Here is a 16,132-nt window from a genome sequence, read left to right as displayed (position 1 = left end):
ACGTAGGACCAGCTCCCCCTAGATCGGCACCAACTGCCTTGCACCCTACAAAGGGAGTCCTGTCACCGGCTACACGGGTCGCCGACCACCCGCTGCACAGTCACCCGGGTCACGGGCCGGTCAGGGGGTGTCGAGGAACGCCCGCGCCACCCGCTCGGCGGCGTGGCCGTCCTGCAGGTAGTTGAACCGGTCGTGGAAGGCGGCCAGCTCGCCGGCGTAGCGCTCGGCCAGGCCGTCGACGTCGCGGAGCAGCTCGATCACCTCGGCGGCGGTGTCGACCATCGGCCCCGGCGCGGTGGGCGGGTAGGGGTAGAGGAAGCCCCGGACGCCGCCGACGTAGGAGTCGAGGTCGGGCACCAGGAAGATGATCGGCCGTCGGGTGAGCGCGAAGTCGAAGCGCAGCGAGGAGTAGTCCAGCACCGCGGCGTCGGCGGCCAGGATCAGGTCGTTGATCTCCGGGTACTCGGTGACGTCGAGGAACCGCGCACCACCGGTGGCGGCGGCCGCCGGGGCGTGGAAGCGGTGCCCGCGCATCAAGAAGACGTAGTCCTCCCCCAGCTTGCGGCTGGCCACCTCCACGTCGAGGTGGTGCTCGGCCTCCGCGGCACGCCAGTTGGTGGCCTTGTCGTCGCGCCAGGTCGGGGCGTAGAGCACCGCCTTCTGGTCGGGGCGGATGCCGAGGCGGCGTCGTACGTCGTCGCGGACCTGCTCGGCGTCGGGGGCGAGCAGCGCGTCGTCGCGCGGGTAGCCGGCGCTGTGGATCTCGCCGTCGTAGTCGTACTCGCGGCGGTAGTACTCGTCCATCTCCGGGGCCGGGGTCAAGATCAGGTCCCACTGCCGGGAGGTGCGCATCAGCTCGGACTCCAGGCGGCGCGGGGAGTACCGCTTGGCCTGCCACATCCGCAGGCCCATCGACTTGGCCGGGTAGCCGTGGAAGGTCTGCAGCAGCCGCTGGCCCGGGCGCTTGCGGAACCAGCGCTCGGGGTCGATGTTGAGGCACAGGTACTTCGCGGTGCTCAGCACGCGGTACCACTCCGCGGTGTCCATCAGCACCGGCACGCCGCCCTCGGGCACCCAGGAGCTGGCCGAGGAGACACCCCAGTAGATCGTCAGGTCCGGGCGGGTACGACGCAGCTCGTGGTGCAACGCCAGCTGGCTGTCGGTGGCGGAGGCGCCGACGTAGGACTGCAGGTAGACGGCCTTCTCGTCGAGGGGGACCTCGGCGCTCAGGTGCCACTCGCGCAGCCGCTCCTGGCCGTAGGGCACCCGGTCCTCGAGCGGCACGGCGGGCGCCAGGTCGAGGCCGACGGCGCGGTTGTCGTGCACGATCCGGGCGCTGTAGTGGGTGCCGTCCAGGAACTGGTGCAGCCGGTCCACCAGCCGCTCGCCGAGCAGCACCGCCTCCGCGGGCAGGCCCTCGCCGACGACGTTGAGCCAGTACCAGCCGGGCACGAACGCGCGGGCGCCCAGGCCCCAGGGGTCGTTGGTGAGGTCGAGGCCGACCCGGACCTCACCGGAGCGTGCCGGCAGCTCCACGCTCGTGGCGGTCGCGGTCATCGCCGGGATCCGGGCGAGCTCGAGCCGGGCTGCCGCGGGGGCGGTGCCCAGCCAGCGGCCGGCGACCTCGAGCCGGGTGCCCTCGACGCGGAGCTCGTCGAGCACCAGGGTGCGCCGGGCCTCCAGCAGCGCGGTGTCGCCGCTCGGGGTGCGGGTGCCGACGACCTCGCCGCCGCCGACGCCGAGCCACTGCTCCTCGACCGCCGGCCAGCCGACGGTGGCCTCGGTGCCGTCGTCGAGCACGGCGCGCAGCCGCCACTGCCGGGCACCGACGCCGGCGACCGGCAGCACGAGCCGGAAGGTCGGGGCGGAGCCGTCGGTCGCATCGACCTCGGCGCGGACCTGCTGGGAGCCGCGGACGGCACGCACGGCGGTCACCTGCGACCCCGGCTCCAGCACGCCGCACACCTCACGGCCGGCGACCTCGAGGCTGCGCAGCCGCGGGGCGGTGTCGGGCTGCACCTGCAGGCCCACCGACTCCGAGCGCGGCCGGAAGCCCACCCGGGCACCGGCGACGGGGCGCGGGGCGAGGTGGTCGCGGCCGATCATCCCGGCCGGGGCCTGGTCGTCGATGGCGGTGACCGGTCCGGTGCGGCGCACGCCGTCGACCTCGATGTCGACCTCCAGCGCCCACGTCGCCGGGGCAGGCGCGGCGGCGACGAGGTCCGCGGCGGCCACGGTGGCGGTGAACCCGCCCCAGGAGAAGTCCTGGTGGCGGCGCCGGCGCTGGTTGGCGCGCTGGTCGCGGTGCTGGTGCACCTCGAGCTCGAGGCGGGCTCCGCTGCCGGTCTCCACCAGCGCGCAGGACAGCCGGGGGTGGGCGGTCATGTGCACGAAGTCGATCGCGGCGCAGCCGGAGAGCTCGATCGTGCCGGCGTCGCTCCACCGCGCCTCGCGCAGCATCGCGACCAGCCGGGTCTCCTGGTCGGTCATCTCGAACAGCTCGGCGGGGATGTCGAGCGCGGCGTCGTCGTGGTGCGGCAGCAGCGCCCGCACGACGCCGTCGCGGGTCTCGGTGGGCACCTGGCTGCCGGCGAAGAGACGCTCGCCGAGGAAGTCCTCCAGCGCGGCGCGGTGGTCGTGCTGGAGCAGCCACAGCTTGACCCGCGACTCGGCCGAGAGGCGGTCCCAGACCTCGTGCTCGGCGGCGGCGAGCAGCATCCGGACGTGGTCGCGCAGCATCTGCCACTGCCGCTCGTCGGCGCGCTCGACGTCGGCGAGGAACGGCTGCACCGACGCGTCGAGCACGCCCCACAGCCACCACTGCAGCGCACGGTCGTCGCCGAGCGCCTCGACCTGCTGCTCGGTGCGTGCCGTGCGCTCGATCCAGTCGGGCAGCTGGCTGAGCACGTCCGGCACCGCGCCGACCTGGACGCCGTCGCGCCGCCCGGTGGGGATGTAGGTGAAGCTGGTGATCAGGTCGAAGGCGGGCGCACCCTGCAGCAGCCCGAGCACCACGTCGGTGCCCGAGGGCAGCTCGTCGGTGAACGCCACTCCGCAGGAGCGCCACAGCTCCTTGGTGAACATCCGATTGCCCAGGCCCAGGTCGGTGACGGCCAGCGGCATCCGCTCCAGCGTGGTCGCCCGCACGGGCGTGTGGTGCGCGGCGTCGTACGGCGAGTCCGGGACCCAGCCGGCGATGTCGGGGCGGCGCACCCGGCCGACCACGAGCGGGGAGCCGGAGCGCTGCTGCATGTCCAGCAGCCGCTCGATGCCGTTGTGCACGAAGTCGTCACCGCCCGCGGCGACGATGACCAGGTCGCCGGCGGCGGCCGCCACCCCGGCGTTGCGCGCGGCGGCGAGCGAGCTCTCCACCTTGAGCCGGGTCTTGATCCGCCAGTCGGCGGCGGCGTGGGCCCGCACGACCTCGTCCACGCGGGCGTGGGCGCCGTAGCGCACGAGGAGGACCTCGAGGTTGCGGTGCGACTGGACCTTCAGGGAGTCCAGGCAGGTGCCGATCCGGGTGGTCTCGTCGTCGCTGACCGGCAGCACCACCGTGACCAGGGGCCCAGCGAACTCGGAGCGGAAGCGCCGAGTGGCTCGACCGAGCGGACCGCGGACCCGGCCCGGTCCCGCCTTCGCCAGCCGGATCAGGTTCTGCTGGGCACGTGCACGGTCGAGGGGCAAGGCGTGGGCATCCTTCGGGGACGGCGGACGCGGGGCGGGAACCAGACCCGCGCGGGGAGGTCGGCGCCCGATGCTACCGGCCGCCTCACCTCGGCCCGACCGTCGTCCTCCGGGCGACGTCGCCGGCGTGAGCGGTCCCTCACCCGCAGGCGCCCTCGTGGGTCGCGAGCGCGGTCGGCGGGCTCGCCACGTCCGTGGCGGGTGGGGTCAGCTGGTGGTGGCTGGGGTCAGGCGGGGCGGCGGGCCTGGGCGCGGGCGTGCGCCTCGAGGGCGTGCACCTGGGTGCTCAGCACGTCCAGCTCGGCCTCGAGCTCGGCGACCCGGACGACGGCCTGGCCGGCCCGCTCCTCGGCGTCGGCGAGACGGGCGCCGAGGCGGTCGGCGAGGCGCTGCGCCTCGGTTGCCTCCTGGTGGGCGTCGGCCAGCTCGCGGCGGGCCTCGGCGAGCTCGGACGCGGCGTCGCCGAGCCGCTTCTCCAGCCGGGCGACGGTGGCATCGCGCCGCGCCAGGGTGCCGGTCATCTCGGCGGCGAACTCGACGTTCTCGGCCACCCGCGTCTCGGTGAGCGCGGCGTAGGCCTGGGCCTGCTCGGCGCGGTCGCGGGCCGCGTCACGACGGGTGGCCATGACCTCGGTCTGGGCGATCCGCAGCGCGGCCCCGCCCAGGACGACGGCGGCGAAGGCAGCGGCGACCAGCAGCGGCCACGAGCCCGCGGCCACGGTGCCCGCCACGGCCAGCGCGGCGAGCAGGATCAGGCAGCCGGCCACCACGATGCGGGTGGACCGCTGACGACGACGGTTGCCGGCGGGGGAAGTCATGGCTGCACGGTATGCGTCCGGCGCGCCTGGCACGGGCGCGACACGCCTGCCACATGGGTCCCATCAGCACCAGGGGGTGGTCTGCGGGCCGGATCCGGGCGTCGGACGGGTGCCGGCGACGGGCGCCGGCGACGGGCGCCGGCGTCGGGCGAGGGGTGGCTCAGGTGGCCGGCGGCGGGTCGTCCCCGCGGACCCGGCACGCCCGTTCGAGCAGCATCGCGGCCACCACGGCCAGCAGTGCGGCGCCGGAGGCGAGCAGCGAGCGGACCAGGCGCTCGTCGGCCAGCTCGGCGGGGTCGCCGATCCAGCTCAGCGCGTAGCCGAGGTACCCGCCGGTCGCGGCGGCGGCGACCAGCGCGCTGGCCCGGGCGAGCACCAGGCGGTTGACCGCCTTGTGCGGCTCGAGCCGCTCACGTCGTACCTGCACGGCGCGGTGGGTGGCCCAGGCGGCGTAGCCCAGCATCGCCGCGAGCAGCAGCAGGGCGAGCGGCTGCGGCGTGGAGATCAGCGGAGGAACCACGCCCACGCGCTCGGCGAGCGGGTGCACCGCCCAGCCCAGGACCAGGCCGAGCGCGGCCCAGCCCAGCAGGGTGCGCAGGGGTGTCGGCCGCAACGCGGCCTCCGGGGTACGACGCGGAGGCTCCTCCTCGCCCTCGGGTCCCGGCGCGTCGCCGTCGCGGCTCACTCGAGGTCGAGGACCAGATCGGGGCGCGGGGTGAGGGCGTCGACGTCGAGGTCGGCGAGCAGGTCGGCGATCGGGCCGGCCCCGGGCAGCTCGGCGTCGGGCTCGAGGTCGCTCCACGGCTTGAGCACGAACGCCCGCTGGTGGGCCCGCGGGTGCGGCAGGGTCAGCGCGTCGGTCGCCGAGCGTCGGTCGCCGACGACGATCAGGTCGACGTCGAGGGTGCGCGGGGAGTTCTTGACCTCGCTGCGGGCGCGGTCGAAGGCGTCCTCGATGGCCAGCGCGCGGTCCAGCAGCCGGTGCGCGGACAGCGTCGTGTCGGCGAGCACCACCGCGTTGAGGAACTTCTTGGAGCCCTCCGGGCAGTCCACCGGCTCGCTCTCGTAGACCGGGGAGACGCCGGTGATCCACACGTTGGGGGTGTCGGCGAGGGCGTCCACGGCGCCCTGCAGGGCGCTCATCCGCTCACCGAGGTTCGAGCCGAGGCCGATCACCACCCGACGGATCGGACGCATCTCCCCGGTCAGGGTGTCCGCGTCGATGATGTTCGGGTTGGGGGTCTCGGTCATGCTCGGCCCTCTGCCTTTCCGCTTGGTTCTCCCGGCTTGCCGCTGTCGCGGCGTCGGGTGATGGTGAGCTGTACGTCGCCGAACGTCGCCTGGATCGGCGCGTCGGGCTTGTGCACCCTCACGCGGGTCCATTCAACACGACGATCCAACAGGCACACGTCGGCGATGCGCTGGGCCAGGGTCTCGATCAGGTCGACCGGGTCCCGGGTCACGGCTGCGACCACCTGGTCCACGAGACTCCCGTAGTCGACGGTGTCTTGCAAGTCGTCCGACGCGGCGGCGCGGCGGGTGTCGACCCCGAGGACGAGGTCGATCCGGAACACCTGGCCCTCGCGCCGCTCGTGCTCGAAGACGCCGTGGTGGGCGTAGCACTCGATGCCGAGGATGCTCAGCTCGTCGAGGCCGTCGTCGCTGCCCGGACCGGCGCCGTGGTGCTCGCTCATCGCTGTTCCTGCCTTCCCGCGGCGCCCTCTGCCGGACGCCGATCGCGTGTCTCCTTGAGCTGGCTGCCGACGTGCTGGGTGCCGGCGAGCTGGGTGCCGGCGAGCTGGGTGCCGGCGAGCTGGGCGGCCACCTCCAGCGCGTCGCGGTGCGCGCGCACGGCGTGCACGCGCAGGCACCACACCTCGGCCCGGCCCAGGCCGGCGCCGAGCAGCGCGGTGAGCGCGACGCCCGCGTCCTCCCGCTCCGCGACCGGACGGGGCTCGCCGTGCACGTCGGCCAGCAGCCGGCCCAGGAACGTCTTGCGGCTGGCGCCGACGAGCAGTGGGAAGCCGAGGTCGGCGAGCGCGTCGAGGTGACGCAGCAGCTCCCAGTTCTGCTCCCCGTGCTTGGCGAAACCCAGGCCGGGGTCGAGCACCACCTGCTCGTCGGCGACGCCGGCGGCGCGCAGGGCCGCGACCCGCTCGGCGAGCTCGTCGACGACGCCGACGACCACGCCGTCGTCGTACGTCGCGAACTGCTGCATCCGGTCGCTGTGGGCGCGCCAGTGCATGGCGACGTACCGGGCGCCGGTGCGGGCGACCACGTCGAGGATCTCGGGGTCGGCCAGGCCGCCGGAGACGTCGTTGACGATGGTGGCGCCGGCCGCGACCGCCCGGTCGGCGACCTCGGCGCGCATGGTGTCGACCGAGACCACGGCGCCGTCGGCGGCCAGCGCCTCGATCACCGGCACCACCCGGTCCAGCTCCTCGGCCAGCAGCGGCCGGGTCGCTCCGGGTCGGGTCGACTCCCCGCCGACGTCGAGGATGTCCGCGCCCTCGGCGAGCAGCCGGCGCCCGTGGGCGATCGCGCGCTCGGGGTCGTGGAACCGTCCGCCGTCGGAGAAGGAGTCGGGGGTGACGTTGACGACGCCCATCAGGAGCGGGACGGCGGCACCGGTTCTCATGCGACGAGGCTATCGGCGCCGGCCGGTGCCGCTTGCTAAGGTCCGGCCACAGTGAAGACGAGGAGACCCATGGCGCCACGGCTCCGCCGCCTCGCCGGACGCGCCCTCCGGACGCTCCGCGGCCCGGCCGCCCCCACGTTGAGCGTGGTGGTGCCGGTCTACAACGTCGCCGCCTACCTGCCGGAGTGCCTGGACAGCCTGCTGGGCCAGAGCTTGGGCGACCTCGAGGTGATCGCGGTCGACGACGGGTCCACCGACGCCTGCCCGCAGATCCTGGCCTCCTACGCCCAGCGGGACCCGCGCCTACGGGTGCTGCGCCAGGAGAACGCCGGTCAGGGCGCGGCCCGCAACCACGGCGTGCAGCTGGCCCGCGGGGAGTTCGTCACCTTCGTCGACTCCGACGACACCATCCCGCCCGGCGCGTTCGCGCACATGGTCGACACCCTGCGCCGCACCGGGTCGGACTTCTGCGTGGGCAAGACCCGCCGGGTGCACTTCGGCAAGCCGCAGCCGATCCGGTGGAACCGCGTCGCCCACGACCGCGACCGGCTCGGCCTGACCATCGACGAGCACCCCCTGGCGCTGCGCGACATCATCGCCGGCAACCGGGTCTTCCGCCGCGAGTTCCTCGTCGAGCAGGTGCCGCCGTTCCAGCCCGGCATCGCCTACGAGGACCACGTGCCGATGCTGATGGCCTACGTGCGCGCGCGCCGGTTCGACCTCCTCGCGCGGACTACCTACAACTGGCGGATCCGCGAGGACCTCACCTCCACCGGCCAGCAGAAGACCGAGCTGCGCAACCTGCGCGACCGGATCGCGGTCAAGGACCAGGCGCACGAGCTGCTCACCGCCGAGGCCTCCCCGGTGACGTACGACGCCTGGATCGGCCGCTGCCTCGCCGTGGACTACCCGCCCTTCGTCTACTCGGCCTTCCGCGCCACGGACGAGTACCGCGCGCTGCTGGCCGAGACCTTCGCGGTGCTGGTGCAGCGCGCCACGCCCCGGGCCCTGGCCCAGGTCAACCCGCGCAACAAGGCGGTCGCCTGGCTGGTGGCGCAAGGTCGGTGGGACGACGCCGAGCGGCTCATCGACAGCCTCGACGACCCGCTGACGCCGTTCGACACCACGCCGGTCGGCGACGGCCTGACGATCACGCCGCCGCCGCTGGGTGGCCTGGACGACGTGCCGGCCGAGCTGTGGCGTCTCGCCGACCTCAGCGTGGCGCTGTCCGCCGCGCTGCGCGGCGTGCGGGTGCACGACGACGGCACGCTGGAGGTGTACGGCGTGGCCTGGGTGCAGCGCGTCGAGGGCGAGGCGCCGAGCGAGGTCGCGGTCCGCCTGGTGCCGGCCGGCACGGACGGGGGCACGGACGCTGCCACGGACGGCCGCGTCCCCGGTGCCGCCCACGACCTGGCGGTGCGCCTGGGCGAGGATGCCGACGCCCGGGTGTGGGCCGCGGACAGCCGGAGCGACGTCCACCCCGGTGTCTTCACCGCGCGCCTCGACGTGGCCGCGCTCGCGCCGGGCACCTGGGTGTTCGAGGTGAGCACCACGCAGCGGGGGCTGAGCAGGTACGGCGCGGTCTCCCGCGTCGTACCGGGGGCGATGGTGCCGCCGCCACTGTCGGTGGTCCTCGCCGGCCGCCGGGTCTCGCTGCGGCTGGAGACCGGGCGCGGCCTGGTCCTCGACGTCGAGCCCGCCGAGGCCGACCCGGCGGACGGCGTGGGGGCGCCGGGCACGGACGGGGACCGGGTCGTCGACGTCACGGTGTCCGAGCGCGGGCTGCTGGTCGCGGTGGCCGGCGCGAAGGTGCCGGACGCCCTCGTCGGTCCCGCCGTCCTGCCGGCCGAGGCCGGCTCCGAACCCGGCTCCGACGCCGGCCGCACGCAGGTGCTCCTGCCGCTCGCCGTCGACGATGCGGCCCCGCCCTCAGGGCGGTACCGGCTTCGCGGTGGCCCCGCCGCGCTCGACGCCTCCTTCGCGGGCCGGCTGCCGCTCTCCTGGACCACCGACCGGGTCCGGGTGACGCTGAGCGTCGACGCCGACGGCGCCCCGGTCCTCGACCTCGGCGCACCGCTGAGCGAGGCGGAGCGCAACCCCGCGTTGCAGGCGCGACTGCAACGCACCTACCGCGAGACCTCCGCCCCGCTGCGCCCCGACACCGTGCTGCTGGTGGCCGCGGACGGCCGGGCGGTGGCCGGCGATCCGCGCGAGATCGACCGGGCGCTCGCCGAGCTGCGCCCCGACCTGCGCCGGGTGTGGGCGGTGCGGGACCACTCCGTGCGGGTGCCCGACGACGCCCAGGCCGTGCTGATCGGCAGCCGGGCGTGGTTCGAGCTGCTCGCCACGGCCGGCTGGGTGATCACCGAGCGTCCCCTGGGCCCCTGGTTCGCCCGCCGCGACGGCCAGCACACCGTGCTCACCTTCGCCGGCCAGCCGTTCCGGGACCTGGGTGTGGAGCTGTGGCGCGCGCAGGGACACTCCGAGGCCAAGGTCGCGCGTGAGACGGCCGCGTTCGCCGACACGTGGTCGGTGCTGCTCGCACCTCACGAGGAGGCCGAGCAGCGCTACCGCGCCGCGTTCGACTACCCCGGCACGGTCCTGGCCGCCGGCTCGCCGCGCACCGACCGGCTGCTGCGCGAGGCCGGCCCGACCGGTCGCGCGGCGGCGCGTCGCCGACTGGGTCTCGACGAGGCCCGCACGGGTGGGCGCCCCGTCCTGTTGTTCTCCACCGACGGTGGCGACCCGCTCCCGGGCTTCGGGCGCCGGGTGCGGCCGAACGTGCTCACCGACCCCACCGACGCCGAGCTGTCCCGGCTCGCCGCCGCCACGGGCAGCGTCGTGCTGGCCCGCCGCGGCCACGGTGCGGGACGCACCCCGGCCTCCGGCGCAGGACCGGAGGTCGTCGACGTCAGCGCCCACGCCGACCCGGCCGACCTCCTGCTCGCCGCGGACGCCGCCGTCATCGACTACACCGCGACCCGCTTCGACTGGGCGCTGCTGCAGCGCCCGACGGTGCTGTGGGCCCCCGACCTGGAGGCGGCGCGGCGTCAGCACCCCGGCCTGGCGCTGTTCGAGGAGACCCCGTTGGGCCCGCGGGCGGGCACGGTCGAGGAGGCCGCTGCGCTGCTGGGCGACCTCGCGGCGACCGACGAGTCCCCCACCGAGGCCCACCGGGGTCCGGCCGCCGCTGCGGACCCGGCCGCCCATCCCGGCTTCAACGCCCGCTTCAACGCGCTGCACGACGGCGCGGCCGCCGAGAGGGTCGTGCGGGCGCTGTTCAGCGCCTGAGCGCGCCCGCCCACCGACGCGCCACACGGCGCATCCGCCGCGTGGGGCGGGCCGCCTCCCGGGCCTCGAGCTCGGCGACGCGGGCGCGCAGCCGCTTGGTCCGGGCCCGTGCCGCGGCCAGCTCGGGGGCGAGGCGCTCCGTCACGCCGTCCTCGAGCTCCTCGAGCATCGTGGTCGTGGCGCCGCCCGCCTTGCGGAGGTGGATCTTGTGCAGCTCGGCGAGGAAGCGGTGGTAGTAGGCCGGCTCGTAGTGCACGTAGAACGGGCCCCACGGGTGCTCGGGATAGGTGACCCAGCGGCGGTCGAGCAGGTCGATCACCTCCACGCCGGGCGTGGCGCTGACGATGTCGTCGAGCCGCGACCACAGCGCGTTGGTCTTCTTCACCTCCACCGAGGCGACCTTGCCCTGCTTCTTGAGCGAGACCGGCTCGGGCCGCTCAGGCAGCTGCAGCCGGTTGGTGAAGTGGCCGCGGTGCAGCACCAGGGTGGTCTCAGGCAGGTTCTCGCGGAACCAGACGAGGAACCGGTCGAACGCGTCGCGCCACAGTGCGAGGTGCTCCTCGCCGTACCGGTCGACCTGGCGCAGCCGGCCCTCCTCCGACATCCGGGCGTACCAGGTCGTGGGGCGGATCTTCCACCGGTTGTCGGTGACGTAGGTGCCGCCGTCGACCTGCACCACCCCGAAGTGGACGTCGCCGAAGAAGTCCAGCACCAGGTACGACGGCTGCAGCGCGGCGGCCTCGGCCAGGAACGACTTGTCGAGCTCGGTGCGCACGTTCCACCGGTCGTAGTCCGACATCCGGCCGGTGGGCTCCCACTCCGCCTCGATCGGCGGTGCCATCAAGGAGATCAGCGACGTCTGGTTCTGGTGCAACGGGCAGACGTAGGTCTCGGCGTAGCGCGGGTTGAACCGGGAGTTGAAGTTGTCTCGGGTGATGCAGCTGCCGGCGACGACCACCGACACCCGTCCGTCGGCGCTCACCCTCGTCCGCCCGGCTGCGTCGAGGCGACGATGGCCTCGAAGACCCGCTCGCGGCACCGGCCGTCGCGCTGGCCGAAGGTGGCCGCGATCCGCTCGGCGTACGGCGCCGCCGGCGCCCGGCCGTGCTCGATGGTCTCCACCGTCGCCTCGACCGCGGCCGCGACGTCGGTGGCGACCGGGCCGAAGCCGTCGCGGCCGTAGTCGAAGTAGCCCGCCCGGCCCACGTGGGCGCCGCCGAGGACTCGGTCGGCGTCGAACTGGAAGTAGACCACCGGCCGGTCGATGTAGGCGGCGTTGAACGCCATCGAGGAGTAGTCGGTGACCAGCACCGCGGCCCGGGCGAACAGCTTGCGGACGTCGCCGTCGAAGCCGAACATCTCGATGCCCTCGGGCAGGTCGAGCTGCTCGGCGAGGCTGGCCAGGTTGGGGTGCGGCAGCAGCGCGATCCGCAGGTTCTGGCGCTTCGCCGCGGCGGCGAGCGCGGGGTCGCGCAGGAACGCCAGCCACTGCTGCACGAACTCGGTCTCCAGCACCTCACCGGCGGTGGCCCGGCGCTGGCTGCCCACCGCGAGCGGCTTGACCAGCCACTGGCGCCACGTGGGCGCGACCAGCAGCAGGTCACGCTCCTGCGGCGGCACCGCGGCGCCGGCCTCGCGCACCAGGTCGAAGCGCGGCAGGCCGGTGAGCACCACCTCGCGGCTGCTGAACTTGTACGTGTTGCCGTCGGCGACGATGGAGTCGTACTCCCCCGCCGTGCTGGTCACGAAGGTCTCGATCGGCTTGGTGTTGAGCCACTTGGACAGGTCGTCCTTGATCACTCCGTGCTGCAGGAAGGTGAACCGCCACCGCGGCGCGGTGAACTCCAGCCCCGGCGGGTGCACGATCGGCTCGTCGGCGTGGGAGGAGATCAGGTGCTTGGCGTTGAGCATCAGCAGCTTCCAGCGGTGGCTGCCGTAGTCGACCAGGCGCCGGCCGTAGCCCTCCTTGCGCAGCCTGCGCCAGTCCGGGGTGCCCTTCTCCAGCACGAACCAGGCGTTGATCTCGGGCCGGTTCTCGCGCAGCCAGCGGAACAGGTGCTCGCCGCTGTCGTCGGCGTCGTGCACCCGGTCCATCAGCACCCACGCGTCGGCGAAGGCCCGGCGCGGCACGCGCCTGGTGGCCGCCGCGAGCAGCCGCAGCTGCTCGTCGGTGGGCGCGACGTAGGCGTGGGGGTGCACCTCGTGGGAGCCCGGCTCCAGCCGCGCGGCGTTGCGGCGTCGTACGGCGGTCCGCGCGACCGTGGGGCGCTGCACCTGCACCGGCCACGACTGGCCGTGCAGGCGGACGTGGACGGCCTGGCGGGCCGGCAGCCAGATCGTGCGCTCGCTCAGCATCACCCGACCGTGGGCCTCGAAGACCCGGGTCTTGGCGTGCGGGGGCTCGATCAGCTCGCCGCGCAGCTCGAACTCCTCGGCGGGGGTGGGCCCGGTGAACCGGTAGCTCAGCTTGACCAGGCGCTGCTCCCGGTCGTAGTCGACGATGGTGGCGGCCTCCTCCGTCCACGGCTCGTCGCGGTAGGCGTGCATCATCGCCAGGCGCCACTCCACCGCCAGCGTGGGCTGCTCGCAGCGCCGGATCACGTCGGGGTCGACGTGCTCCAGGATGCGCCGCATCAGCTCGTGGAACTCCTCCAGCCGATCGGGCGGCGGGGTGGCCGCACCGTGGCTGTTGGCGTAGGCGGTGAAGTAGTAGTGCAGCTCGTAGATGATGAAGTTCTGCAGCCACTCCGGTGCCGCGCCGTAGCGCTCCTGGGCGCTCTCGAGCACCTCGAGGTAGCCGTGGCGCAGCACGTCGATGTAGCGCCGCGAGTCGCCCAGGCTCTGCTGCAGCGTCGAGCTGGAGTCGCGGCGCTTGCGGTAGACGTAGTGGGCGCTCTGCAGGAACCCGACCCGCGGCGCCTCGAAGGCGAGCAGGTAGTGGCTGCTGAAGTGACCGTCCTCGAAGTTCGGCCGGACCTCGTCGGAGAACCGAAGGCCGGTGCGGTCCAGCACGTCGCTGCGGAAGAAGGCGGACGGCGCGCTGCCGTGGAAGTAGGACCGGTCGCGGACCAGGTCGCGGACCGAGTCGCCGCCGCGGAACATCCAGCGCAGCGGGTGGGTGTCGGTGACCTTGCCGCTGGCGTCGTCGAGCATCACCCGGTTGGTGGCGATCATGTCGACATCGGCGTGGCGGTCCAGGAACGCCGCCACCTTCGCCAGGTAGTCGTCGTGGATGACGTCGTCGGGGTCGAGGAAGGTGATCCACTGCCCGCCCACGAGGCCGCCCTCGGCGGCCAGGATCGTGTCCACCCCGAGGTTGCGGGCCGTCGACTGCCCGCCGTTGGCCTTGGTCAGCACGCGCACCCGCACCCGGGTCGTCGCAGCCCACGCCCGCACGTCGGCCAGCGTGGAGTCCGTCGAGCCGTCGTCCACGACGACGACCTCGAACTCCTCAGCCGGCAGCGTCTGCGCGTCGATGGAGGCGCAGAAGTCGGTGAGGTAGCGGGCGACGTTGTAGGCGGCGACGACGACGGAGAACCTCACGAGGCGTCATCCTACGGCCCGTCCGGCCCTCGGCTCAGGAAGCAGGTCGTCCACGACGGGTGCCAGGAACGGCGCCAGCGTCCGGGCGTAGGTCGCGGTCAGGTGCGAGCCGTCGAAGTACACGACGGCGCCGCCGACCACGCCCTCGCAGCGCTGGGGCCCGCAGATGAGGTCGTTGAGGTCGGCGCTGCGTACCCGCGGGTCGCCGATCGCGGCCACCGCGTCCACCACGACGTCGTCCGGCTCCCACTCCGAGCGCGGCGCCGAGCAGGCCTCGAGGTCGTCGAGGTGCTCGGCCACGCAGTCCGGCACGGAGTGCAGGCCGCCGTCACCGGGCGCGGGCGTGTCGTGCAGCGCCAGCACGGCGAGCCCGGCCTCCGACCACTCCCGCAGCACCGCCTCGTAGCCGCTGCGGTAGGCAGCGCCGTTGTCCTGCGGCGCGACGCCGACGGCGGAGACCGAGATCCGGTTCGAGGTCACCACGAGGTCCGGGGCCTCCTGCGCGATCGTGGCGGTGGTACGACGCACCCAGTCCTGACAGGCCCGGGAGTGCGCGTCGGTGTCGAAGCGCTGCGGCACCTGCGACAGCGCGCACTGCGAGGCGAGGTAGGTGTCGATCCGCCAGCCGCGGCTCTGCGCGAGGACCTGCAGCGCGGGCAACCAGTGCCCGGCGTGGGAGTTGCCGGTCAGGACGACGCGGACGTCGGCGTCGGCGGGCCCGAACGAGCAGCGCACGTCGTCGAAGTCCGGCCGCGAGGCCCAGCAGTCGCGGCCGCCGACCTCCTCGTAGGCCTCCGAGCGGTCCTCGGCGGCGGTGGCCGGCGCCGGCACGGGGGCACCGGTCGGTGGTTCGCACGCCGCGCCGGGCGCGAGGCTGGCCGCGCCGAAGCAGGGGTCGTCGGTGGCCTGGGCGAGCTGCTCCTGGGCCCGGGCCTGGCGGCGGTCGAGCTCGGCGCCCTGCAGCAGCGTCAACGCGACGACGACCGCCATCCCGCTCGCCCCGAGCACGTAGGTGTCGCGCAGCCGCACCGACCAGCGCCCGCCTCGGAACGGGTCCTCGACGTACTTCTTGGTGAGCGCGGCCAGCACCAGGGTGCTGGCCAGGACCGCGATGCTGTCGAGCACGCCCAGCCGACCGCTGACCTCGCCCAGCAGCACGATGATCGGCCAGTGCCACAGGTAGACGGCGTAGGAGACGTCGCCCAGCCACTGCACCGGTCGGACGGCGAGCACGCGCCCCACCCCGGAGGAGGGCGCCGTCTGCCCGGCGATGACCAGGACCGCGCCGAGCACCGGCAGCGCGGCCGCGGTGCCCGGGAACGCCGTGCCCTCGTCGTAGCGCACCGCGGCGACGACGATCAGCAGCAGGCCGAGCACGGCCAGCGCGGAGCCGGCGCGGGGTGCGCGCCAGCGGGCGCCGGTGACTCCGAAGGCCAGGATGCCGCCGGCGGCCAGCTCCCACACCCGGGTGGTGGTGACGAAGTAGGCGCGGGCCGGGTCGGCGGCGGTGTAGTACACCGACCAGGCGAACGAGGCCAGCGCGACCAGCACCAGACCGGCCCCGAGCACCGCCCGGCTGTGCCGGCGCAGCGCGCCGACGGTGCCGAGCAGCCCGAGCACCAGCACCAGGATCGGCCATCCGACGTAGAACTGCTCCTCCACCGACAGCGACCAGAAGTGCTGCACGGCGCTCGGTGCGTCGTCCGCGGCCAGGTAGTCGACCGAGCTGGAGGCCAGCAACCAGTTCACGTAGTACAGCGCCGCGGCCTGCGCCTGGTCGGCGGTGGCGCCCCAGCGGGTCTCCGGGGCGAGCAGCCGGGTGGCGGCGAGGGTGGCGACCAGGACGGTCAGCGACGCCGGGAGCAGGCGACGGATGCGGCGGGCCCAGAAGTCGGCGAGGTCGCGGCCGGTCCGCGGGCGCCGGCCCAGCAGGTGGGAGGTGATCAGGAAGCCCGAGATGACGAAGAAGACGTCCACGCCCACGTAGCCGCCGGTGATGCTGCTCGGCCACAGGTGGAAGACGAGGACCAGGGTGACCGCGATCGCTCGCAGCGCCTGGACGTCGGTGCGCAGACCGTCCTTGCGCCCCGCGGCGTGGGGACCACTCGCTCCGCTCACCGGAGCATCGACGTGCAGCAAGGCAGCGCCTCTCAGCAGT

At 74.2% G+C, this 16,132-nt stretch carries 9 protein-coding genes and 1 pseudogene; 1 reads left to right on the top strand and 9 read right to left on the bottom strand.

Annotated features, from left to right (window positions below; genetic code table 11):
- Window positions 1-120: 120 nt before the first annotated feature.
- The 6 genes and pseudogenes from KG111_RS01735 to folP all read right to left on the bottom strand — a co-directional run.
- Entirely contained in the window at window positions 121-3,684 is a 3,564-nt protein-coding gene (locus KG111_RS01735) for a bifunctional glycosyltransferase/CDP-glycerol:glycerophosphate glycerophosphotransferase (protein WP_205292361.1), read from the bottom strand.
- A gap of 227 nt (window positions 3,685-3,911) precedes the next feature.
- A complete protein-coding gene (locus KG111_RS01730) occupies window positions 3,912-4,502 on the bottom strand; it encodes a hypothetical protein (RefSeq protein WP_205292359.1) in 591 nt (196 codons plus the stop codon).
- A gap of 160 nt (window positions 4,503-4,662) precedes the next feature.
- Window positions 4,663-5,187, bottom strand: coding sequence for a DUF3180 family protein (locus KG111_RS01725; protein WP_249666258.1), 525 nt, complete (start codon window positions 5,185-5,187; stop codon window positions 4,663-4,665).
- Window positions 5,184-5,753, bottom strand: a complete 570-nt coding sequence (gene folK / locus KG111_RS01720) for a 2-amino-4-hydroxy-6-hydroxymethyldihydropteridine diphosphokinase (RefSeq protein ID WP_205292357.1) — start codon at window positions 5,751-5,753, stop codon at window positions 5,184-5,186. Before folK ends, KG111_RS01725 begins: the two co-directional genes overlap by 4 nt.
- On the bottom strand, window positions 5,750-6,196 hold the full coding sequence (gene folB, locus KG111_RS01715) for a dihydroneopterin aldolase (RefSeq protein WP_205292355.1): 447 nt from the start codon (window positions 6,194-6,196) through the stop codon (window positions 5,750-5,752). The genes folK and folB overlap by 4 nt, the downstream gene beginning before the upstream one ends.
- 116 nt (window positions 6,197-6,312) lie before the next feature.
- Window positions 6,313-7,140 (bottom strand): annotated as a pseudogene (folP, locus tag KG111_RS01710) (dihydropteroate synthase); the annotation flags it as partial.
- Window positions 7,141-7,209: 69 nt separating this feature from the next.
- On the opposite strand from folP, the gene KG111_RS01705 reads away from it, so the two are divergent.
- Complete coding sequence (locus KG111_RS01705; protein ID WP_205292353.1) at window positions 7,210-10,431, top strand: bifunctional glycosyltransferase/CDP-glycerol:glycerophosphate glycerophosphotransferase; 3,222 nt, start codon at window positions 7,210-7,212, stop codon at window positions 10,429-10,431.
- Here KG111_RS01705 and KG111_RS01700 read toward each other — a convergent pair.
- Genes KG111_RS01700 through KG111_RS01690 form a run of 3 tightly spaced genes read right to left on the bottom strand, consistent with a single transcriptional unit; the run spans window position 10,421 to window position 16,092 of the window.
- Entirely contained in the window at window positions 10,421-11,413 is a 993-nt protein-coding gene (locus tag KG111_RS01700; RefSeq protein ID WP_205292351.1) for a DUF6270 domain-containing protein, read from the bottom strand. The two genes, KG111_RS01705 and KG111_RS01700, sit on opposite strands and share 11 nt — an antisense overlap.
- On the bottom strand, window positions 11,410-13,974 hold the full coding sequence (locus KG111_RS01695; RefSeq protein ID WP_205292350.1) for a bifunctional glycosyltransferase/CDP-glycerol:glycerophosphate glycerophosphotransferase: 2,565 nt from the start codon (window positions 13,972-13,974) through the stop codon (window positions 11,410-11,412). The genes KG111_RS01700 and KG111_RS01695 overlap by 4 nt, the downstream gene beginning before the upstream one ends.
- Window positions 13,975-13,980: 6 nt before the next feature.
- The gene (locus KG111_RS01690; protein WP_205292348.1) at window positions 13,981-16,092 is read right to left on the bottom strand and encodes an acyltransferase family protein; all 2,112 of its coding nucleotides are present in this window, start codon (window positions 16,090-16,092) and stop codon (window positions 13,981-13,983) included.
- Window positions 16,093-16,132 lie beyond the last annotated feature (40 nt).

Source organism: Nocardioides faecalis (genome assembly GCF_018388425.1).
Classification (GTDB): domain Bacteria; phylum Actinomycetota; class Actinomycetes; order Propionibacteriales; family Nocardioidaceae; genus Nocardioides; species Nocardioides faecalis.
Note: the sequence above shows the minus strand (reverse complement) of the source record. Positions and strands in the feature narration are given on the sequence as shown.